At 63.0% G+C, this 20,857-nt stretch carries 18 protein-coding genes; 5 read left to right on the forward strand and 13 right to left on the reverse strand.

Features of this window, described 5'->3' with window-relative positions; all coding sequences use genetic code 11:
• Nucleotides 1-7: 7 nt before the first annotated feature.
• The 11 genes from NVV90_RS13665 to NVV90_RS13715 form a co-directional block, all read right to left on the reverse strand.
• Nucleotides 8-1,414: a peptidoglycan DD-metalloendopeptidase family protein gene (locus NVV90_RS13665; protein ID WP_258437818.1), complete on the reverse strand. Its 1,407-nt coding sequence runs from the start codon at nucleotides 1,412-1,414 to the stop codon at nucleotides 8-10.
• Between the two features lie 37 nt (nucleotides 1,415-1,451).
• Entirely contained in the window at nucleotides 1,452-2,366 is a 915-nt protein-coding gene (gene ftsX, locus NVV90_RS13670; protein WP_258437819.1) for a permease-like cell division protein FtsX, read from the reverse strand.
• Complete coding sequence (gene ftsE, locus NVV90_RS13675; RefSeq protein WP_258437820.1) at nucleotides 2,363-3,127, reverse strand: cell division ATP-binding protein FtsE; 765 nt, start codon at nucleotides 3,125-3,127, stop codon at nucleotides 2,363-2,365. The genes ftsX and ftsE overlap by 4 nt, the downstream gene beginning before the upstream one ends.
• A 154-nt stretch (nucleotides 3,128-3,281) precedes the next feature.
• Nucleotides 3,282-4,397, reverse strand: coding sequence for a peptide chain release factor 2 (prfB, locus tag NVV90_RS13680; protein WP_258437821.1), 1,116 nt, complete (start codon nucleotides 4,395-4,397; stop codon nucleotides 3,282-3,284).
• Between the two features lie 70 nt (nucleotides 4,398-4,467).
• On the reverse strand, nucleotides 4,468-4,881 hold the full coding sequence (locus NVV90_RS13685; RefSeq protein WP_258437822.1) for a pilus assembly protein TadG-related protein: 414 nt from the start codon (nucleotides 4,879-4,881) through the stop codon (nucleotides 4,468-4,470).
• Between the two features lie 71 nt (nucleotides 4,882-4,952).
• Nucleotides 4,953-5,342 carry a hypothetical protein gene (locus NVV90_RS13690; protein ID WP_309304059.1) on the reverse strand — a complete coding sequence of 130 codons (390 nt, stop codon included), beginning with the start codon at nucleotides 5,340-5,342 and terminating at the stop codon, nucleotides 4,953-4,955.
• Nucleotides 5,343-5,439: 97 nt separating this feature from the next.
• Nucleotides 5,440-5,772, reverse strand: coding sequence for a TadE family protein (locus NVV90_RS13695; protein ID WP_258441177.1), 333 nt, complete (start codon nucleotides 5,770-5,772; stop codon nucleotides 5,440-5,442).
• Nucleotides 5,773-5,871: 99 nt separating this feature from the next.
• Nucleotides 5,872-6,117: a hypothetical protein gene (locus NVV90_RS13700; protein ID WP_258437824.1), complete on the reverse strand. Its 246-nt coding sequence runs from the start codon at nucleotides 6,115-6,117 to the stop codon at nucleotides 5,872-5,874.
• 33 nt (nucleotides 6,118-6,150) lie between these two features.
• Nucleotides 6,151-7,092 carry a type II secretion system F family protein gene (locus NVV90_RS13705; RefSeq protein WP_258437825.1) on the reverse strand — a complete coding sequence of 314 codons (942 nt, stop codon included), beginning with the start codon at nucleotides 7,090-7,092 and terminating at the stop codon, nucleotides 6,151-6,153.
• On the reverse strand, nucleotides 7,089-7,943 hold the full coding sequence (locus NVV90_RS13710) for a type II secretion system F family protein (protein WP_258437826.1): 855 nt from the start codon (nucleotides 7,941-7,943) through the stop codon (nucleotides 7,089-7,091). The genes NVV90_RS13705 and NVV90_RS13710 overlap by 4 nt, the downstream gene beginning before the upstream one ends.
• A complete protein-coding gene (locus tag NVV90_RS13715) occupies nucleotides 7,943-9,166 on the reverse strand; it encodes a CpaF family protein (protein ID WP_258437828.1) in 1,224 nt (407 codons plus the stop codon). Before NVV90_RS13715 ends, NVV90_RS13710 begins: the two co-directional genes overlap by 1 nt.
• A 761-nt stretch (nucleotides 9,167-9,927) precedes the next feature.
• Here NVV90_RS13715 and NVV90_RS13720 point away from each other — a divergent pair.
• From NVV90_RS13720 to NVV90_RS13735, 4 genes are all read left to right on the forward strand, one after another.
• The gene (locus tag NVV90_RS13720; RefSeq protein ID WP_258437829.1) at nucleotides 9,928-12,228 is read left to right on the forward strand and encodes a GH25 family lysozyme; all 2,301 of its coding nucleotides are present in this window, start codon (nucleotides 9,928-9,930) and stop codon (nucleotides 12,226-12,228) included.
• A 261-nt stretch (nucleotides 12,229-12,489) separates the two neighbouring features.
• On the forward strand, nucleotides 12,490-13,956 hold the full coding sequence (locus NVV90_RS13725) for a transposase (RefSeq protein WP_258437830.1): 1,467 nt from the start codon (nucleotides 12,490-12,492) through the stop codon (nucleotides 13,954-13,956).
• Between the two features lie 229 nt (nucleotides 13,957-14,185).
• Entirely contained in the window at nucleotides 14,186-15,268 is a 1,083-nt protein-coding gene (locus NVV90_RS13730; RefSeq protein WP_258437831.1) for a substrate-binding domain-containing protein, read from the forward strand.
• A 160-nt stretch (nucleotides 15,269-15,428) separates the two neighbouring features.
• Nucleotides 15,429-16,949: a DUF2142 domain-containing protein gene (locus tag NVV90_RS13735; RefSeq protein WP_258437832.1), complete on the forward strand. Its 1,521-nt coding sequence runs from the start codon at nucleotides 15,429-15,431 to the stop codon at nucleotides 16,947-16,949.
• A gap of 120 nt (nucleotides 16,950-17,069) precedes the next feature.
• On the opposite strand, the gene NVV90_RS13740 is transcribed toward NVV90_RS13735, so the two are convergent.
• Nucleotides 17,070-17,612 carry a GtrA family protein gene (locus NVV90_RS13740; RefSeq protein ID WP_258437833.1) on the reverse strand — a complete coding sequence of 181 codons (543 nt, stop codon included), beginning with the start codon at nucleotides 17,610-17,612 and terminating at the stop codon, nucleotides 17,070-17,072.
• Nucleotides 17,613-17,849: 237 nt separating this feature from the next.
• On the opposite strand from NVV90_RS13740, the gene NVV90_RS13745 reads away from it, so the two are divergent.
• Nucleotides 17,850-19,292 carry a DUF2142 domain-containing protein gene (locus NVV90_RS13745; RefSeq protein ID WP_258441178.1) on the forward strand — a complete coding sequence of 481 codons (1,443 nt, stop codon included), beginning with the start codon at nucleotides 17,850-17,852 and terminating at the stop codon, nucleotides 19,290-19,292.
• A gap of 149 nt (nucleotides 19,293-19,441) precedes the next feature.
• On the opposite strand, the gene NVV90_RS13750 is transcribed toward NVV90_RS13745, so the two are convergent.
• A complete protein-coding gene (locus NVV90_RS13750) occupies nucleotides 19,442-20,857 on the reverse strand; it encodes a bifunctional dTDP-4-dehydrorhamnose 3,5-epimerase family protein/NAD(P)-dependent oxidoreductase (protein ID WP_258437834.1) in 1,416 nt (471 codons plus the stop codon).

A 20,857-nucleotide genomic window follows, 5' to 3' on the forward strand; every position in this document is an offset into this window, starting at 1 on the left:
GAATGGGCTAGAGGAGCGTCATGGGATCTACCCACTGCCCATTCAGGACCGTCTCGAAGTGCGAGTGGCAGCCGGTGGAGTTGCCGGTGGTTCCAGAGTAGGCGATCAGCTGGCCCTGGCTCACGTACTGGCCGTTCGAGACCGTCACGCTTGTGTTGTGGTAATAGATCGTCGTCAGCGAGTTGCCGGCCATCACACCGTGCGAGATCTTCACCCGGTAGCCGCCGCCGTCGTTGCCCCAGCCGGAGGAGAAAACAGTACCGGCGGCAGCAGCATAGACGGGGGTGCCGCACGGCGCACCGAAGTCGATGCCCGTGTGCATGTAGCCACCGGTGCCGTAGAAATCGATGGTACCCGGCGGGGTAGCGCGCCAGCCGAAGCCGGACGTGATGGGGATGCCGGCGAAGGGGTGGCGTAGACCAAAGGCCGACGGCGAGCCGATCGGCGGAACCCAGTCCGTCACGGGCGGCGGCGCCTGGCCCTGCGCTGCGGCTGCTGCAGCAGCTGCGGCGGCTGCCGCCTCGGCGATCCGGCGCTGTTCTGCTTCCCAGGCTTCGCGGAGCTTGCGGTCGCGCTCCACGATCTCGGCCGCCACTGCGTCCTGGGCAGCCTTGACCCGCCGGAGGTCGTTCTCGATGCCCGGCTTGGCTGCCTGCAGCTGGGCGTTCAGGCGTGTGGTTTCGTCGATGAGGCGGTCGACTTCCGCTTTCTTGGCGGCGGCCTCATCGCGGGCGGCCTTTTCACGTTCCAGCGCGGCGTCGGCCTTGGACTTCAGGTCCTTGATCTCTTCCTCGACGGCGGCAAGCCTCGCCTGGGAGTTCACGTTGGTGGCGTTCTGCTGCGTGAGCTTGTTCATCGCCGCGTTCTGGCTGCGCATCGCCTGGTCGGCGAGGTCCATGGATTCGGTCAGGTTGCCGGAATCGTTGGAGCCGAACAGCAGGGCGATGTTGGTGGGCACGCCGCCGGACTTGTAGGCCTGCGACGCGATTTGTCCGATCAGCTTCTTGGTGTCGCTGATCTTCTGCTTGTCGTTCTCGAGTTGTTCGGTGATCTTGGCCTTGTTCTGCTGCGCCAGGTCCACCCGGGCCGCAAGGGCCTCGACCTCCTTGACGGCACCGGCAACCCGGCCCTGGGCTTCCAGGAGTGCCTGCTGCGCCCCGGGAAGCTGTCCCTGGTAGATCACGAGGTCCCCGGCGGCCTTGGCAATCTTGGAGTCCACGAACTCCAGGGACTGCTCAACCCTGGCGGCTTCTGCCTGCAGCGCAGCCTGCTGGTCTTCGAGATTGTCGGCGCGCGCCACCGGGGCCGCGGCCCCCATGCTCACGGCGAGGCCCACCACCAGGGTGGCGCCAAGAATCCGAGCCCGGCCGGCCAAGCGGCCCGCGTTCAGAGACTTCAGCTTGGGCGCGGTCATGAGGATTCCTTTGCGGTTGTCGTCACAGGTCTTCATGCTAGACCTTCACGTACCGGCGAAGGGTCAGCAGGGACGATATTCCGGCCAAGCCGCCGCCGAGCGCTATCAGCACGGGCGCGATCACCAGAACCTGGGCGGACGAAATGAAGGGTGTGTTCAGGAACTGCTTGGACAGGTCCCCGTTCAACCAGAAGTGAGCCATGAGCCACAGGGTCACCGAGGCAAGCAGCGCACCCACCACTGCCGAGATGACTCCCTCGAGGATGAACGGCAGCTGGATGACGGTCTTGGATGCTCCCACCAGCCTCATGATGCCGGTTTCCCGGCGCCGGCTGAAAGCGGACAGGCGGATGGTCGTCGTGATCAGCAGGACCGCGCAGAAGATCATGATCGCGGCGACACCCACGGCGGCCACCGAGGCGCCGTTCATCCAAGCGAAGATCCGTTCAAGGACCTGCCTCTGGTCGCTCACTGTCTCGACGCCGGGCTGCGAGGAAAAGGTCTCGCTGATGATCTGGTACTTCTCCGGATTCTTCATGTTGATGCGGAAGGACGCGGGAAGCTGGTCCTCGCTGACGGAATCAACAATCGGGGAGTTGGAGAACTGCTCCTTGAAGTGCTTGTACGCCTCGGCCTGGGATTCAAACTGGAAGTCGTTGATGTACTGCTTGACCGCAGGGGACTCGAGCATTGCCTCGAGGTTGGCCTGCTGCTCCTTGGTGGCCGGTCCTGAGGCGCAGCCGACCGCCGTCGAGCCGTCATTGCAGAGGAAGACGGCAACCTGGACCTTGTCGTACCAGAAGCCCTTCATCTGGTTGATCTGCATCTGCAGCATGCCGGCGGCGCCCACGAACGTCAGGGACACGAAAGTCACCAGGACAACGGAGACCACCATGGAGAGGTTCCGGCGCAGGCCGCTTCCGATTTCGCCGAGGATGAAGGCGAGCCTCATTGCTGGCCTCCCTGGGCACGGTCCAGCTCTTCGCCGCTGGCATCGCGGAGCCGGCGGGACTCCCCCACCACCGGGATCATGGAGGTGTAGAGGGCCTTGGCTTCATCGCGGATCACGGTGCCGTTCTTGAGCTCCACCACGCGTCGGCGCATTTCATTGACGATGTCGTCGTCGTGCGTTGCCATCACAACAGTGGTGCCGTTCTGGTTGATCTTGTCCAGGACACCCATGATGCCCATGGAGGTGATGGGGTCCAGGTTGCCGGTGGGCTCGTCTGCCAGCAGGATGCCGGGCCGGTTGACGACGGCGCGGGCGATCGCCACACGCTGCTGCTCACCGCCGGAGAGTTCGTGCGGCATGCGCTTCTCCTTGCCTTCAAGGCCGACGGTCTTCAGTACTTCCGGAACCGTTTCACGGATGACCGAGCGGCTCTTGCCGATGACCTGCATGGCGAAGGCCACGTTGGCGAAGACATTCTTCTGCGGGAGGAGGCGGAAGTCCTGGAAAACGACGCCGATGCCGCGCCGGAGTTTGGGCACGCGCCAGCTGGAAATGTTGGCGACGTTCTGTCCGGCCACGTAGACCGAACCGGAGGTGGCCTGGTCCTCTTTCAGGATCAGGCGCAGGAACGTCGACTTGCCGGAACCCGAGGCACCCACAAGGAAGGTGAACTCGCCGCGGTTGATCTCGAGGCTGACGGCGTCGAGTGCCGGCCTGGCGTTCTGCTCGTAGACCTTGGTGACATTCTCAAATCTGATCATGGCTTTTCAGAACCCCAGCCGGACGTTGCTCGTGTGCGCAGTACAGCAGCCGGCGCAGGGGCTTTAGGTGGGGGAAAGAGAGCACCGGCCCCTCGACTATACGCAGGCCGCATCCGCGAAGCACGGGGATTCCGGGGCGTGTCGCCAATCGCTGCTAGCTGGCTGCGTTGCGGTTCTCCGTACGCCAGCGGATGCCGGCGTCGATGAAGTCGTCGATGTCGCCGTCGAGCACTGCGGAGGTGTTCCCCACTTCGTGCTCGGTGCGCAGATCCTTGACCATCTGGTACGGGTTCAGGACGTAGGAGCGCATCTGGTCGCCCCAGGAAGCCTTGACGTCGCCGGCGAAGGCCTTCTTTTCGGCGTCTTCCTGTTCCTTCTTGACCAGTAGAAGGCGGGACTGGAGAACGCGCATGGCGGCCGCACGGTTCTGCAGCTGCGATTTCTCGTTCTGCATCGAGACGACGATCCCCGTGGGGATGTGCGTCAGGCGGACGGCGGAGTCCGTAGTGTTGACCGACTGGCCGCCCGGGCCCGAGGAGCGGAAGACGTCAACGCGGATTTCGTTGTCCGGAATCTCGATCGAGTCGGTCTGTTCAATCAGCGGGATGACCTCGACGGCGGCAAAGGACGTCTGGCGGCGGCCCTGGTTGTCGAAGGGGCTGATCCGGACCAAACGGTGGGTGCCTGCCTCGACGCTGAGCGTGCCGAAGGCGTAGGGGGCCTTGACTTCGAAAGTGGCCGACTTCAGGCCGGCCTCTTCCGCGTAGGAGGTGTCCATGACGGTGGTCGGGTAGCCGTGGCGCTCGGCCCAGCGCAGGTACATGCGCATCAGCATCTCGGCAAAGTCGGCAGCATCCACGCCGCCGGCGCCGGCGCGGATGGTCACCACGGCCTCGCGCTCATCGTATTCACCCGAAAGCAGGGTGACGACTTCCAGGTCAGTCAGGGACTTGCGGATAGATTCGAGTTCCTTGGCGGCCTCCGCCATCGAGTCCTCATCGCCTTCGTCCTGGCCGAGCTCCACCAGGACCTCGAGGTCGTCAATGCGGGCAGCGAGCGTTGTCAGCCGCTCCAGCTCCGACTGGCGGTGCGAGAGTCTGGACGTGATCTTCTGCGCCGCGGCGGGATCGTCCCACAGGTCCGGGACGCCGGCCATTTCACTCAGCTCGGCAATGTCTGCCTTGATCGCCTCAACATCGGAAACGTTCTCGATGGAGCTGTAGGTGGCGCGAAGCGCGCGGATCTCTGCGGGAAAATCAATCTGAGCCATGGTCTTTCAAGCCTACGCCATCCACCACGATCCCCTGCCCTGGGCCGGGCTTGTGACGGCGGCGGCCCGCTCAGCGCGTGAGCCGGGACCTGGCCGTGGAGCGTGCGTCGATGAGGATTCCATCCGGCAACAGGAAACTGACCACCGGGGGATGCGCCACGGCACTGAGCACAACCTCGGCCGTAGCGTTGTCCGGGCTCCCGGTTCCTGCGGCGATGGCCAAGCGGTCGAAGCGCGAGTAGGCGCTGTTCGAGGTGAGGTAGCTCTGCGTGACGTTGCGTACGCGCTCACCGTTGAGCAGCGCACTGGGTTCCCCGGCGGCGCCTTCGAGCTGCCCCAGGGTGTAGCTGTCGGCGGCAGCCACGGATGCGCCGTCGGCCATGGACAGCAGCTTCTTGTGCTCGATGTAGACGGCAGACACCGCGGTGACCACGGTCGCGAGGAGCAGGGCGATCAGCACGAAGCCGACAATCAGGACCATCATCTGGCCCTCTTCGTCGCCGGATCGGCTGGGTCCGCCGGGCTTGCGTCCTTTTGGCTTGGGTCTGCGAGCCGTCACCGGAACCGCCCCACGATCTGGGTGGCAGAGGCCGTGAGATGGCCGGCATCCAAGTGGAGCGTGTCGCCAAACGGCACCATGGGCAGCGGTACTGTCAGTCGGACGGTGGCCGTGACTGCGGCGCCTGCGGACAGGCAATCGCTGCGGTCACAGCTGATCTCGACGGTGGCACGTTCGGCACCGTGGCCGTGGTCGGCAAGGGCGATCAGGGCGGACTGCTCGGCAGCTGCCTGGGCCTTGCCGGCGTCGGGCTGCGCGACGAAGACCTTGGCCGCTTGGTCTGCTGCGCCGACCACGGCGAAGGAACCCCCCTGGAGCTGGCCGACTGTGACGATGAAGTAGACCACGGGCACCATGAGCAGCAGGGCGAGAAACGTAAACTCCACGACGGCGCTGCCCTCCTCATGCGCTGGCCCGTTTGTATCCCCTGGACCGGGCCGGCACAGCGCAACACGGCAGCGGGCCGCGACCGCGGCGGACATGTCAGCCTGAGACAGCGGCATGACCCTTCACCTCCAGAACGGCACCGGGCCCGATCAGTCCAATGACCGGCAGCGGCGCCCTGACAGTGACCTCCAGGGTTCGAATCCCCTGGAAGGTGACCTCCGACGTCGTAATGTCGTTGGCAAATTCGCCGTTGAGCGCAGTGGAGATCAGTCCAGCTGTGCGTTCCCGGGCGTCGGCGGGGGTCCTGTCCGCGAGCGCACCATGGCGCGCCCCGGAGGAGGCGGCATCGATGAGCGTGTTGCGGACGTGCAGCACGAGCGTCAGTTGGATGATCGCCAGGAAGAACACAGTGACGAGCGCGCCGACCATCACGAAGTCGACCACGGCGGATCCCCGTTCGTCCGGGCCGCCTTGAGCCGGGCGGGCTTCAGCCTTTGCTACGGCCGCCGTCCTGCGTCCGGGCATCGCCTACTTGCCGACCTTGTCCATGGCCTGGTTGAAAAGACCTTCGAGGGCGGGCGTGGCGACGGCAAGCAGGCCTGCGACGAGCACCGCTGACATCAGTGTGATCATGACCCAGCCGGGCACGTCTCCTCTTTCGCGGTGGTCCGTGGCGGATGCCCCCCTCCCCAACGCCGTGTTGACTCTGGCAGTAAGTTGCCAAACCAGCATGGTCAGGACGATCGGCAGGCTGTGGAGCCCAATCTTTTTCATCTGGTTCCCTTTTCTTTGCGTGGCGGATGCCGGTCAGAGGTTCATTTGCAGTGCTGCGATGGCAGGGAAGGCAGCGAACACAACGGTCAGCGGCAGCACCCCGAAGACAAGGGGCACCATCATGCCGATTTCCTTGCGGCCGGCGGATTCCATAAGTTCGCGTTTGGAGGCGTCCCGGACGTCCGCGGCCTGTGCCCGGAGCACGTCGGCCAGCGGTGTGCCGCGTTCGATGGCGACCACCAGGCCGTCAACAAAACGGACCAAGGGCGGCAGATCGGTTCTGGACGAGAACTCCTGCAGCGCCTCCACAAGGGGCTTGCCGGCTCTTGTGTCCGCCAGCACCAGCGAGAATTCCTTGGCCAGTTCACCCCTGGCGCTGCGGCACACTCGGTCCAGCGCGCCCATGGCGCTTTCGCCTGCGCTGACGGCCAGGGCCATGAGTTCGGCGAGGCTTGGGAATTCTGCCAGCATCCTGGCCTCGCGGCGTTTGATCTGGACGCCCAGGATGTAGTCCCGCAGGAGGAAACCACCAAATGCGGTGCCGACGACGGAAATCACTGCCAGCACCGGGCTGAAGCGGCCGGCGGCGGCGCTGAAGACAACGAACAGCACGGCAACGACAAAGCCGCAGGCTGCCCACAGGAGCTGCTCGGCCCGGAAGTCGAGTGCCGCCTTGCCGGACCCTGCCTGGGCGAGGCGCTTGTTGAGCGCGGTGGATCCGAAGTTGAACCGGGCCAGGAAATGCAGCCCGTCCTGGACCACGGGGCGCAGGATCCGTTCGAGTGGTCCGAACGGGGTGATGTTGTGGTTCGAAGAGCGAAGCAATCGCGATTCGAGGTTTTGCGATTTCAGCTGGGGCTCGATGCGTTCGATGAATGTGGTTGCCCGCATGAACGGCAGTCGGGCCACAACCAGCCACAGGCCCGCTCCCAGGAGCAATCCGCAAAGCACCGTGATGGCAGTCAGGGTGGTCATCGAAGCACCCTCTCATCCTCGGGAAGGGCACCAATGCGCAGCATCACCGAGTAGCAGACCATCGAGATGAGCAAGCCGCCGAGCAGCACCCCCGCCCCCAACGCAGAGTTGTAGGCGTGCATGGCCTCGGGACGGCTGGCCAGCACCACCAACACAATCCACGGTGCAGCCACAGCAAGCCGGGCCGCGTTGACTGTCCAAGACTGCCTGGCCTCAAGCTCGCTGCGCGTCCTGGCGCTTTCCCGGAGGAACTCGGCCAAGGTTCCCAGGAGCCGCCCAAGATCGGACCCACCCACCTCGCGGGTCATCCTGAGTGCCTCGATGATACGGTCGGCCACAGGGTCCGCCAAGCGGTCCTTGAGCTTGCCCAGGGCAGCATCGAAGTGTCCACCCGAGCGGTAGTCGGCGCCGAAGTCGAGGAACAGGTGGCGCAGTTCCTCGGGTCCTTTGTAACCGAGCTGAATGATCGCTTCAGGCAGCGAGAGTCCGGCACGGATGGCGGAGCGCAGGTGGTCGACGACGTCGGGCCAGAGCTGGCGGAGCATCGCCGTTCTCTTGCGCGCGCGCCACCTGACCAAGGCGATGGGCAACCAGGCGCCGAAGAGCCCGAAGCAGAGCGAAACGGGCGGGGAACCCGTAACGATGAAGAAGACAAGCAAGGAGAAGAGACCGAGTCCGGCACAGCTGGCCAGAAGTCCCGCTCCGGTGACTTTCTCAATGCCTGCAGTCATGAGCAAGGTTTCGAGGCGTTTGGGCTTCGCCTCCCGGGCGGAAACCGCGGGCTGCTCCCATGCCGACCACCAGATCAGGAAAACCCCGAGGCCGCAGATCACGCCCAGCAGCGGTGCCATCAGTGCTGCTCCAGCAGCGCCGCGACGTCGTACCCGGCGCGCGCGAATTTCTCCGCAGCGGGCATGGAGTTGGGTTTGGTTTGAAGCTGTCCGTCCACCATGCCGAATACGGTGGAGGACTCGATGATGCCGTTTTCCACGCGTCGGCCAAGGGACAGGATCTCGGTGACCTGCCTCCTGCCGTTGGCGTGCCGGCTGCAGTGGACCACGAGGTCGATGCATGACGCCACGGTGGGCACAACGAAGGCGCTTGAAATGTTTTCGCCTGCCAGGAGGGGAAGCGTGCAGATCTTGGTAACGGCGTCGTGGGCCGAGTTGGCATGGACGGTGCACATGCCGGGAAGGCCACTGTTTAATGCGATCAACATGTCGAGGCTCTCCGCTTCACGGACTTCTCCAACCACCAGCCGGTCAGGCCGCATGCGGAGTGCTTCCTTGACAAGCCTGCGCAGCGGAATCTCGCCCTCGCCTTCAAGGTTCGCCTGACGGCATTGGAGTCCGACGACGTCCCGCAGCGGAAACTGCAGTTCAAAGATTTCCTCTACGGTGATCACGCGTTCGCGGGATCCGATGCTGGCTGCCAGGCAGTTGAGCATGGTGGTCTTGCCGGACTGTGTAGCGCCCGAGACGAGAATATTGAGGCCGCTGGACACTGCGGCGCCCAGGAACCGTGCCGACTGCGGCGTCAGCGTGCCCAGCTCCACGAGGTGCTCCAGCCGACTGGCCTTGGCGACGAACTTGCGGATGTTCACTGCCCAGTGTTTCCGGGTGACGTCCGGGATGACCACATGGAGCCGCGAGCCGTCCGGCAGGGCAGCATCCACAAACGGAGATGACAGGTCCAGCCGGCGGCCGGAGCTCTTGAGCATGCGCTCCACCAGGTCGCGGACCTGCTGCTCGCTCAGGCTGATGGAGGTCAGCTCCGATTCGCCGTTCCGGGCAACGTAGACCTCGTTGGGGGCATTGAGCCAGACTTCTTCGATGGTGGGATCGTCCAGAAGCGGCTGGAGCGCACCGAAGCCGGCCACGGCGTCGAACACATGCTTCCGGGCGCTCTCGATGTGTCCCAGCGGCGGCAGCGGTCCGAGCAGGGCGCGTTCGTCATAGTCGCTCACAGCCGCCTCGACCAGCCGGTGCACCTCCCCGGACTGCTTCAAGGGGTCCAGCCCGCGACGACGAATCAATTCCCGGACTTCGCCTTCGACGATGCTTACTGCATCCATCCCTGACCCCCAAAGCAACGTCCGCCCCCAGCGGGCGGTATGTCGAACGGGATCCACGGTAGGCGCTTATACAGGCCGACTCCAAGTCAATTTCAGCCAGCTGTGGATAACTACGCCTTCGTAGACCCTTTTGGTAACACCTGCATCACTGGTCACTCCAGACCCAGAATGTTATTGTTGGCCCGTTAGGAGCTGGCCTCTGGTGTCATGCGCAGGCGTTGTCGCCGAAGCTTCGTTCGCAAGCTATCACCACGCGCCGCTGCCGACGCGGCGCCGGGCCGGAATGGAAAATGAAAAAAACAAAAGCTGGAATGTCCCGACATTCCGTTTTGGCCCGCACGGGATTCACGCTGTCACTGGCGCTGCTGACCACCGTCGCAGTGGGCGGGCCTGCCTGGTCAGAAACTGATGGACCTGGTCCGACGCCCACAATCTCGGCATCGACGTCTCCGGCCGCTGAATCGCCTGCGATACCCGGCCAACCCAGCCCGGCTCCCGTCACCGGCGACGGACAACCCGCGACGCTATCCCCCGCGCCCGGAAAATCGTCGACTCCAACACCAGCCGCACCAGCTCCGGCCATTCAGATGCCGTCCGCGCCGGGAGAGAATTCACTTGTCGCCGACGCCATGAAAGCGGCCATGCGCAAGTCCATCCCCGCAGGCGGCGCAGAGATGGGTCAGCGCTCCCCTAGAGTTCTGGCAGACAAGCAGGCAAGCACTTCTCCGGTCTCCCCGGGATCCCGGTCCTTGGGCGGACCAGTGCCCCTCGCAGTCCCGATGGCCACTGATCCCGGCCATTGGCGTCCCTCCATCGGCGTTCAAGGCCAGGACGTCAGCGCCCACCAGGGCAACGTCGACTGGCAGGCACAATGGAATCAGGGCTCGCGCTGGGCTTACGTCAAGGCCTCCGAAGGCAACTACTACCTGAACGAGAACTACGCGCAGCAGTACAACGGCTCCCGCAATATCGGCATGATCCGAGGCGCGTACCACTTCGCGATCCCCAACTGGTCTTCGGGCGCCGACCAAGCCCGGTACTTTGTTGCCAATGGCGGCGGCTGGAGTGCGGATGGCTACACACTCCCGCCCGTCCTCGATATCGAGTACAACCCCTATGAAGGCCGGACCATCAACGGCTTCTACTTCGGCAACGTCTGCTACGACATGTCAGCGGCGCAAATGACATCCTGGATTTCAGATTTCGGCAATACCGTCCTGTCTCTGACAGGACGGTATCCCGTCATCTACAGCACCACTGATTGGTGGTCCCGCTGCACGGGCAATGCCGCTGGCTTCGGCGAGTACCCGCTGTGGATCGCCGCTTACCCCAGCTCCCCTTCGGATTCCCCTGGCGTGCTACCAGCTGGCTGGGACGCGTTCAGCATGTGGCAGTACAGCAGTACCGGCCCGTTTGCCGGCGACTCGAACGTGTGGAACGGGGACTACGCCGCGCTCCAGCGCTTTGCCACCGGCGCACCGCCAAGCGATCCCACGCGGAAGATGATTTCCGTCGGCGACTTCAATGGGGACGGGTCTCCGGACCTCCTTGGCCGCAAGGCAAACGGAACGCTGTGGTTCTACCGCGGGGACGGCGCCGGAAAGTTCGGCGCTGGCCAGCAGATCGGCTGGGGCTGGGAAATTTACGACCAGATCGCAGGCGTGGGCGACTACAACAGTGACGGCAAGAACGACATCGTTGCCAGGAAGATGGACGGGTCATTGTGGTTCTACGCCGGTACAGGGAGCGTCACTGCCAGCAACCAAGGCTATTCAGCGGGCGTCAAAATCGGTCAGTTCGGCTGGGACGCCTTCGATGCTCTGCTAGGCATTGGGGATTTCAACGGGGACGGCAAAACCGACCTGCTTGGCCGCCGACCTGACGGCACCTTGTGGCTGTACCGCGGCAACGGAACTGGTCAAACAGGAACCGGCCAGCAAGTGGACTTCGGCTGGGAGGTCTTCAACCAGCTCATTGCCGCCCGGGACCTGGACGGAAACGGAACCAACGACATTTTGGCCCGCAAACCGGACGGCACGCTCTGGTTCTATGCCAATACCGGAACAGGGAAACTCGTAAGCCCACGCCAGATCGGAACGGGATGGGGCATCTACAGCGAGATCCTCGGCCTGGGGGACGCCAACGGTGACCGTATGAGCGATTTCTCCGGCATACAAGCCGACGGATCGATCTACTTCTACGCGGGAACAAACATGCACGACTTGGGCTACCAACCTGCCCGCAAGATCGGCGACTTCGGCTGGAACGCGTTTGACATCCTCTTAGGAACCAAGGACTTCGACGGGAAAGCACCGGCAGATTTGCTGGCACGTATGCCCAACGGAACACTGTGGTTCTACCCCGGAGCAAGCTCTGGAAACTATGGTGTGCCCACAAAAATCGGCAACTTCGGTTGGGAAGCGTTTGACGCCCTTGTTGCCGCAGGCGATGTCAACGGAGATGGCAAGAACGATCTCATCGCCCGAAAACCGGACGGCACCCTGTGGTTCTATGCAGGAACCGGAAGAGTGGATTCCACTAGCAGCGGATACCTGCCGGGGAGAAAGATCGGTGACTTCGGTTGGGACGCGTTCGACGCCGTCGTCGGCGTTGGAGACTTCACAGGGGACGCAAAGGCAGATCTGATCGCTCGTGGCCGCGACGGTTCCTTGTGGCTGTACCGGGGAACGGGAAAGGTCGATGCAACTTCCGCCGGCTACCTCCCCGGAGTCAAGATCGGCAACTTTGGCTGGGAGGGATTCACTCAACTCATTGCCGGCGGTGACGTCGACGGCGACGGCCGCAATGACCTTCTCGCCAAGTCACCAAATGGTGCGTTGTGGTTCTACCCCGGCAACGGCTCCGGCGGCCTGTTGCTGCCGCGACGGATTGATGCCGACACGGCCAGCTATGACACCATCGTGACCGGATGGAATCTGGCCTCCACTGCCCTGACGGACAGGGTCTCGCGACGAGCTGATGGTTCCCTGTGGATTCACGCAGGAACCGGCATGCAACTGAACCAGGGATACTTGGGCAGGCAGTACGCCGGTACGGTCTAGTCCTGCTCACTGTCAGCGATGTTCCAGTCCGAATGTACTGACCCGAATTGCCTCTTGCAATCCTTGCTGGGCCGTGCGTCACTGCCCGCAGAGGCAGCATAGACTCACCATCGGCAGACATGCCCAGGTCACCGGCTGATATGAGTTGATTTAGTCCTTCACAAACACCTCCGGAGCTGTCAGTACGGGATGTATCAGATTCGTTAGAGGATCTGGCGTTGATCCGTGGGGTCCTCCCGTCGCCTTCCGGAGGTGGAGGTTATGTCAGTTGTTGATGCCGCGGTCGGGACCTTGGCTGTTGTTGCTGTCGATGTTGGCAAATCGAGGGCGGAGTTGTCGGTCACCGGCGGCGACCGTAAGCGTTTGCTTGGACCGGTGGGTTTTGAAATGACCGGACCTGGACTGGAATCGGTCCTGGCGCGTGTCCGCCGGATGCTGCCGGGAGCCGGGGCTCTGGTGAAGGTGGGAATCGAGGCTGCCGGACATTACCACCGCCCTCCGTTGGCACCGTCCGTGTGGCCTTCCGGGTGGGAAGTACTGGAGCTTAACCCGGCGCACGTAGCCGAGCAGCGGCGCGTCCAGGGCAGGCGCAGAGTCAAGACCGATGCGATCGATCTGGAAGCAATCACTGAGTTGGTGCTCGCCGACCGCGGGACCCCGGTGCGGGCCCGGGAGTTGGTGATCGGTGAGCTGGTTGCCTGGTCGGCGCACCGGACCCGCAGGGTCCAGAGCCAGACGGCGACGAAGAATCAGCTGCTTGGCCAGCTGGACCGGTGTTTCCCGGGGCTGGGCTTGGTCCTGCCCGATGTGCTGGGCACGCTGGTCGGACGGTTCCTCGCTGAGCACTTCGGCGACCCCCACCGGCTCGCGGCCCTGGGTGCGGGGCGGTTCATCCGCTTCGCGGCTGTCCGGGGGCTTCAGGTGCGCCGGCCGATGGCCGAGCGGTTGGTCACCGCGGCACGGAATGCGCTGCCCATGCCCGATGCGGCCGTCGCCAGAGACGTGTTGGCCGCAGATCTGGTCCTTCTGGCGGATCTGGACGCGCAGATCGAGGCGGCTGAGGCCGAATTCGCACGGCTACTGCCGCTGAGCCTGTTCGCGACCCTGACCAGCACACCGGGTTGGGGTGTGGTGCGCGCAGGCAATTACGGCGCTGCCGTGGGTGACCCGCATCGGTGGCCGGGGCCGTCCCAGATATACCGGGCTTCCGGACTCTCGCCGGCGCAGTACGAATCCGCGGGCAAGCGCCGTGATGGTTCCATCAGCCGCGAAGGCAGCGTAACCCTGCGCAGGGCCCTGATCGATCTGGGCGTGGGCCTGCGGCTGTGCGACGAACCCGGCCGGGCCTACGCCGTCGCATTGAAGGAGCGAGGCAAGGACGGTGGAGTCATCGCCTGCGCGATGGCCCACCGCGCCAACCGGATAGCCTACGCCCTCGTGCGTGACCAGGCAGCCTACGATTCCGCCCGTGGGCCTGAGCAACCAGGACGAACAACCTTGACCGCGAACACGCCGCAGCGCACCATCAGGCCGGCCGGAAATCCGCCCCAAACTCAAGGAGGTGCCCTGTTATCCCCCTTCACAACAAGGCCCGGCGGTGAGACGCTGGAACCGACGAAGGGCCGGAACAGACGCCGTCTCGGCTATGGCGGACGCTTCCGCGTTACGCCGCCCCTAGCTTGGCGCCCGGCCCTTCGCCCCGGCCGCAGCCCGAACGACGCCAGATGACCCGGCAATCTGCCTCGAGGTCGCATAAGTCAGCGTGGGCGCCCCCGGAACCACGCCGGTGCAGCCCCCGAACCGCCAGCCGCAACACAAACCCTCGACGCGCGCCGCTCACCCCGGAACGCAATCCCGCACGGCCACGCCGGCCATTGACAGGACCTATAGCCAGCTAGGCTAGATTCTGACCGCAGAAGCGAGAACACGATTCCGTACATACAGGAGACACACCCCTATGAGAGGCAGCCGCCGATGGACCGCACTTGCCGCTACGGCAGCTGCTTGCACGATCGGCCTAACGTCGTGCTCGGGTGCCGACTACGGAAACGGAACTGTCGGATCGCTGACGGCAATTGGAAGTTCCACTGAGAAAGCGTCAATAACGGCATGGCAGCAGGGCTGGACCAAGGATTTCCCGCAAACCTCTCTGCGATACTCTCCTGATGGCGATGCAACCGGACGTGAGGCGCTGACTCTTGGCATGGCGCATTTCGCCAGTCTCGATTCACAACTCACAGCCGAGGACTGGGAACGGTCAAAGGCCGCCTGCGGCCCAGAAGGGGCATTTGCCGTCCCGACGTCGGTAACTGCGATCGGCGTGGCCTACAACGTTGCCGGACTCCGCAACGTCAAGTTGGACCAGTCTGTGCTCGCGGCGATCTTCCAGGGCGGCATTACCAAGTGGAACGACCCGGAAATTGCGGCCATCAACCCCGGCGTCACCCTGCGTGATACGAAGATCGTGCCGATCTGGGTAAAGGCCCAGTCAGGGCTGACGCAGGCAGTGGGTGAGTACCTCCAGACCTCGGCCGGGAACGCCGGTAAGTCCCCCACAGGTGGTCGATGGCCGGAATCGACGCCTGGAGAATCCGTGCCAGCGTATGCAGATGTCGCTAAGAAGCTCGACGACACCGCTGGTGCCATCGCTTTCATGGACCACGCGGCGATTGGCACCAGGTTCTCGACTGCAGCGCTCAAGTTCAGTGATGACTTCGTGAAAGCGAGTGACGATGCCCTTGCCGCGGCTATTGCCGGTGCTGACATTGGCGAAGGCCCTGGGGGAGGCGTCAGCCTGACCCTGCAGACAGGTTCTGGACCTGGATACCCGCTGGGGGTAGTGAGCTACCAAGCGTACTGCCACGAATACAAGAATCCGGCAATTGCACGTTTGGTCAAGTCGTGGGCGACATACGTGCTTGGCGAGGGCGGCCAGGCCAATTCAACGTTCTTCGCCCAGGTCGGTTCTCCCAATAGCAAAGCGCTGGCGATTTCCAAGGCCGCCATAGCAAGAATCAAGGCACAAAACAATGACAAGTAAGCCAAGATTCCTGAGACGTTCAAGCAGGATGGATACAGAGACCGTGACCTCCATCTCCCCACCGTCCCCGGGCTCGGCTCGCAGGGATTTCAGGCTTTTCCTGCGCATTTTCGCGTTGATCGCGTTGCTTACGTCTGCGTGGTCTTTGGCTACTCCCCCAATGGCATTCCCAGACGAGCCTTCGCACACTATCAAGGCGGCAGCGGTCGCCCGGGGACAGTTCACCATCCAAGTGGGGCAATCTTACGGCCATGGCATCCATGTCCAGGTGCCGTCCTATATTTCCAATCTTGCCGCCCAGACCTGCACTGCGTTCAAACGTGACGTCACAGCTTCCTGCGCGCCGCCGATTCCCATGGACGACAACTACATGACGATAGGCGTCACGTCAGCGGGGCTCTACAACCCCAGCTATTACTGGCTCGTGGGCTTGCCCAGTCTGCTCTTAACCGGCGAACCAGCGGTACTGGCCATGAGGGTTGTCAGCGCGATTCTGTCATCGATCTTCCTGGCTGCCGGCGTTACGGCGTTAACACGGATGCGTAAGCCGAAATGGCCAGTGACAGCCGCCTGCGTGGCGTTGACTCCCATGGTTCTTTACATGAGTTCGGGCATAAATCCGAACTCAATCGAGATTGCGGCCACTATGGCGGCGTTCTGTGGTCTTCTGGTGTGCTTGGAGAATGTACGCCGGCTCAACGACGTCAAACCAGCCATCTTTACAGTGGGCATCTCCGCAGTCGTCCTCGCGAACACACGCAACGTCTCACTCGTCTGGCTGTTGGTGGCATTTGTGGTCGCAGTCATGTTCTTCGGATTGCACCGCGTAGGGCAACTGTTCCGGAATCGTCTGGTGCTGGTGACCTTTGCCTTCACCATGCTCGGATTGGCTTTGGGGCTTGCCTGGATTATCCTCATGCTGTTTGCCCCAGGGTCCACAGCGGCGGCTCCAGAAGGGATCATCAACATTGTTGACGGCGTCCGGCCTGACCAGGCGTTCGTCACCATGATGGATCGGTCATTCGACTTTGTCGCCCAATACATCGGAGTCATGGGCTGGCTGGAAGTACCGGCCCCGCAAGCCGTGATGCAATATTGGAGCCTCCTATTGACGGCTGCTGTACTGCTGCCGTTCCTGACGCGCCCACGTCGGCTGGCTGTCGGGTTCTGGGTGGCCTTGCTCAGTCTTGCCATCGTTCCGGCCCTGATCCAGGCCGCACTCATCAGTTCGGTCGGCTACATTTGGCAGGGCAGGTACAACCTGCCCCTGTTCATGATCACCGTCATCGCGGCCGGAATAGCGGTCCGCTTCCGTCCGTTCGCGGCAGATAACGCATCCCATAGGATGGTCCGGGTCCTCATTTTGGCCGGTTCGGTGGCCCATATCTACGCGTTCATGAATGCGCTGCGACGATACGTCGTTGGGCTCAACGAGAAGGGCAACTGGCAGATCATGATCACGAACCCTGACTGGCAGCCTCCACTTGGATGGCCGATCCTGGCGCTTATCTATACTGCACTGGTCTCCGTCGCTGCTTTCGCACTCTACAGCTATTTATTCCCCGGCAGTGTCCTGCTGGAATGGCCGGGTCGGCTACTACTACGGCGGCGAGATGCCCGGCTTGAGGCACCGAGTGCTGGCGTCGTGGTCGACAGCACATCGAAATCGCCAGTGTCATAGCTGGGAGTCAGGTCCGGAAATCGCGAATGACGGCCCAGTGTCTCCCACTGATCCACACGACGGGGAGGATCAGGAGGTGGATGAGCTCGCTGCCCGGCCTTTCAACGTGTTCGCCTGCCCTTAGTCACCGCGGGATGAAGCCGGTGTTCCATCCGCTGTCATCTCGGCGTCGTGACTCGTCGCGGGCTTTTCGTCCTTGAAGATCCAGTACTTGTACAGCAGGAAATTCCAGCCGGTCGTGGCCAGGGTGGAGACGATCTTACCGATGGCGTAAGCGTGACCTGCGCCTGCAATGACGTTGACAATGACATCCGTGGCAATCAAGTTGAAGACGACGAGGCTGCCGTACTTCAGGAAGCTCACATGCGCCTTCGCCCCGGACTCGAAGGTGAACTTCTTTTGCACGTAGAAGTTGAAGACCAAGCTCGCAGCAAACGCGACCGGGGTCGCAATCCACAGGTCGACGTGGGCGCCGTCATGGAGGAGTGCCAGAATCCCGAGATCGATGGCAAAAGACGCAACGCCCACGATGAGAAACTTGACGAGATGGCTGTTTCGCCCAAAATTCCAGAGTCGACGAACCAAACCCGTTGCCTTGTCCCGCATGATTCGAAATACCACCTGTGGTTGATAAAGCGCCCGAACCGATGCTGTTCTTGGCACCAAGCCAGTCTAGTTCAGCAATTCACGATGTTCATTTCCTCGCGGCCGGACTCCGGACTCACCGTCCTTCGGCCTCCTCGGCCACACAGTAGAGTGGACTGGAATCGTTGGCCCTCGCACAGAAACTGACTCGTTTACTTGAAATTTTCCCCGTTTCGTCCTCGACTCCGCCAGTTCCTGACAATCTTTGCCGTCGTAGGACTGCTCAGCACGCTCTGGGCCATGGCCAGCCCCCTTATGTCAGTGCCCGATGAGCCTGCCCACACCATAAAGGCAGCCTCTGTAGTGCGAGGAGAACTCCAGGGGACGCCAGGCACAGCCCAAGGCGAACCGACCCGAGTCTCGGTCCCGGCTTTCGCAGCAGAAGCGCACTCGCTGGCGGCCTGCTTTGTCTGGAAGCCAACGACCTCGGCTGGATGCAGCCCCAGACCTTCTGCCGACACAACGATGGTCACGGCCTACACCAGCGCAGGAAACTACAATCCCATGTACTACGCCGTGGCCGGTCTGCCCAGCCTGTTCCTCTCAGGGAGCAAGGCGATCTACTCAATGCGTATTGTGAGCGGGTTGTTCTCGGCCGTCTTCATCGCTATGTCATTGACGTGCCTGGCGAGCCTGCGGAGATGGCGGCTGCCGCTTTTCGTGGGCTCCTTCGCCTTGACGCCCATGGTGCTCTTCCTCTCTGGTGCCATCAATCCGAACTCACTTGAGATCGCAGCGTCAATGGCGATTTTCGGGGCCCTTTGCCTAGCTTGGGAGCGCATACCCGCCAACGGCCGGTGGAGGCTCCCTTTGGCCATAGCAGCCGTTTCTGCCGCTGTGTTGGCCAATACACGGGCCGCATCAATGATCTGGCTGGCACTGGCCGTGATCGCATCATTCATGATGTTCGGGCTGCGCCCGTTCCTCTCCGTCGTACGCCAGAAGTTTGTCCTCGCCATGGCAGGAATTGTCGCCGTAGGCTGCGCCCTTGCACTCCTGTGGTTGAAGAGTGCCGACAGCCTCCAGAACCTGCTTGGAGAGGGCATCGACGCCCCGCCGATCCAAATCGTGTCGATCATGCTTGACCGAACATTTGACTTCGCTGCCGGCTACGTCTCATACCTGGGCTGGCTGGATACCTTGGGCCCCAACGGGGTTCTCGCGGTTTGGGCGGCGCTGATCATTGGCGCTCTCGCCGCTGCGCTGACAGTGCCGAGTCGTTCAGCACGGCTGACAGTTCTTTTCCTTGCCGCGGTCCTGCTGGTCCTGCCTCCGGTGTTGCAGATTCCCCTGGCCAAGGACGTCGGACTCATTTGGCAGGGCCGATACATCCTGGCCCTTGTGGCAATCTTGATTGCGGCTTGTGGCGTAGCCCTGCGAAGCTACAATGTCGACTTCCGAGAAGCAGGACGACGCGCCAGCCTTGTGTTGCTGGGTCTCCTTGTGTTCGGGCACTTGTACAGCTATGTCTACGGCATGCGCCGATATGTTATCGGGCTGTTGGACATATCCAATTGGAGCGACATGGTCACCGCGCCGCAATGGCAGCCGCCATTTGGATGGATCACGCTGAGCATCGCGTATCTGCTCGTCCTCGTGACAGCGGCCGTCCTGCTCCACAAGACCGTCACCAGGGCTGATCCGGAGAATACACCGGACGACGCCGGCCGTCATTCAGTTGCCGATGAGACGGTCTAGCCATCCAGGCTGTGCAGATGGCTAGGCCCCCACGCTGAGGCGGCGTCGAGGACCTCCCCTGGACGCCGCCTCAGCGATTGGTGTACACGTTCCCGGCAGGCAGCACGTAGCCTGCCCGGAAGCGCTCCACGACTACTTTCAGAGCTATGTCAGTGCCGGTGCCCCAAGTACTCCTGCAGACGATCCTTGGCACTGGGGGGCTCAAATCCGGTGTTCTTGATCTTCGAAAGGTCCAGAACGCTGTTGGCCGGGCGGGGTGACACTGTCTTGCCGCGGAAGTACTCTTCCGTACTGACTCCCGTCACTGCGGCGCGGGAATCGGCCGTCAGTTCATATACATCTCCGGCGATATCCGCCCAGGACTGTGCTTCTCCCCCGTTGCTGAGGTTGTAGACGCCGTATGGGGCCCCGGAGTCCAGCAGGTGCCGGATGCCTGCCGCGATGTCCTGGGTGAAGCTGAGCCGGCCGATCTGGTCGTCGACCACTGAGGGTTCAACGCCGCGGCCGGCCAGGGACGCCATGGTGCGCACGAAGTTGTTGCCTTCGCCGATGACCCAGCTGGTCCGCACGATGTAGTGGCGGGGAACGACGCTGACGACGGCGTCACCGGCCGCCTTGGTCTGTCCGTAGACGCCCAGGGGCGTGGGCGCTTCGGTCTCGTCGTGGCTTTCCGTGGTGCCGTCGAAGACGTAGTCAGAAGAGACGTGCACCAGCGTGAGGTCCTGTTCGACGGCAGTCCGGGCCAGGCGCGCCACGGCGGTGACGTTGATGGCCCAGGCAGCGGCCCGTCCCTCGGCGGTTTCCGCGGCGTCGACGGCGGTGTAGGCGGCGGCGTTGATGATCGTGGAGTAGCTCTTCCAGTTCCTCTCCGTGAAGGAGGCTTCACTTGAAAGGTCAAACTCCGCCCGTCCGGCGAACTCCACGGACGCATCGCCGCCGTACAGTTCCCGCAAGGCCTTGCCCAGCTGCCCGTCCGCACCCACCACGAGGGTCTTCTTCGGAGGCATCGGTACCACCTCGGCCAGGCGCGGGTGGGCCCTGTCCTTGTCCGAGAGCTCGGCCTCCTCCAGGGAAACCGGCCACCGGATCGCGGCGGTCTCGTCGGCGAGGTTCAGGAAGGTGTACTGCCCCTGCGCGTCGGCGGACCAGTGGTCGTTGACCAGGTACGTGTAGGCCGTGTTGTCCTCAAGGGTCTGGAACGCGTTGCCCACTCCCCGGGGGATGAAGATCGCCTGGCTGGGGTCCAGTTCGGCGGTGAAGACGGCGCCGAAGGACGGGCCTTCGCGCAAGTCCACCCAGGCGCCGAAAATCCTGCCGGTGGCCACGGAGATGAACTTGTCCCAGGGCTCGGCGTGGATGCCGCGGGTGGTCCCGGCCGTCTCGTTGAAGGAGATGTTGTTCTGGACGGGGCGGAAGTCCGGCAGGCCCAGGGCCAGCATTTTCTCGCGCTGCCAGTTTTCCTTGAACCAGCCGCGGTTGTCGCCGTGGACCGGAAGGTCGTAGAGGACGACGCCGGGAATGGGCGTTTCGTGCGCGGCCAGCTTTTTCGAGAACTCAATCGACAT

The organism is Arthrobacter sp. CJ23 (assembly GCF_024741795.1).
In the GTDB taxonomy this organism is placed as follows: domain Bacteria; phylum Actinomycetota; class Actinomycetes; order Actinomycetales; family Micrococcaceae; genus Arthrobacter.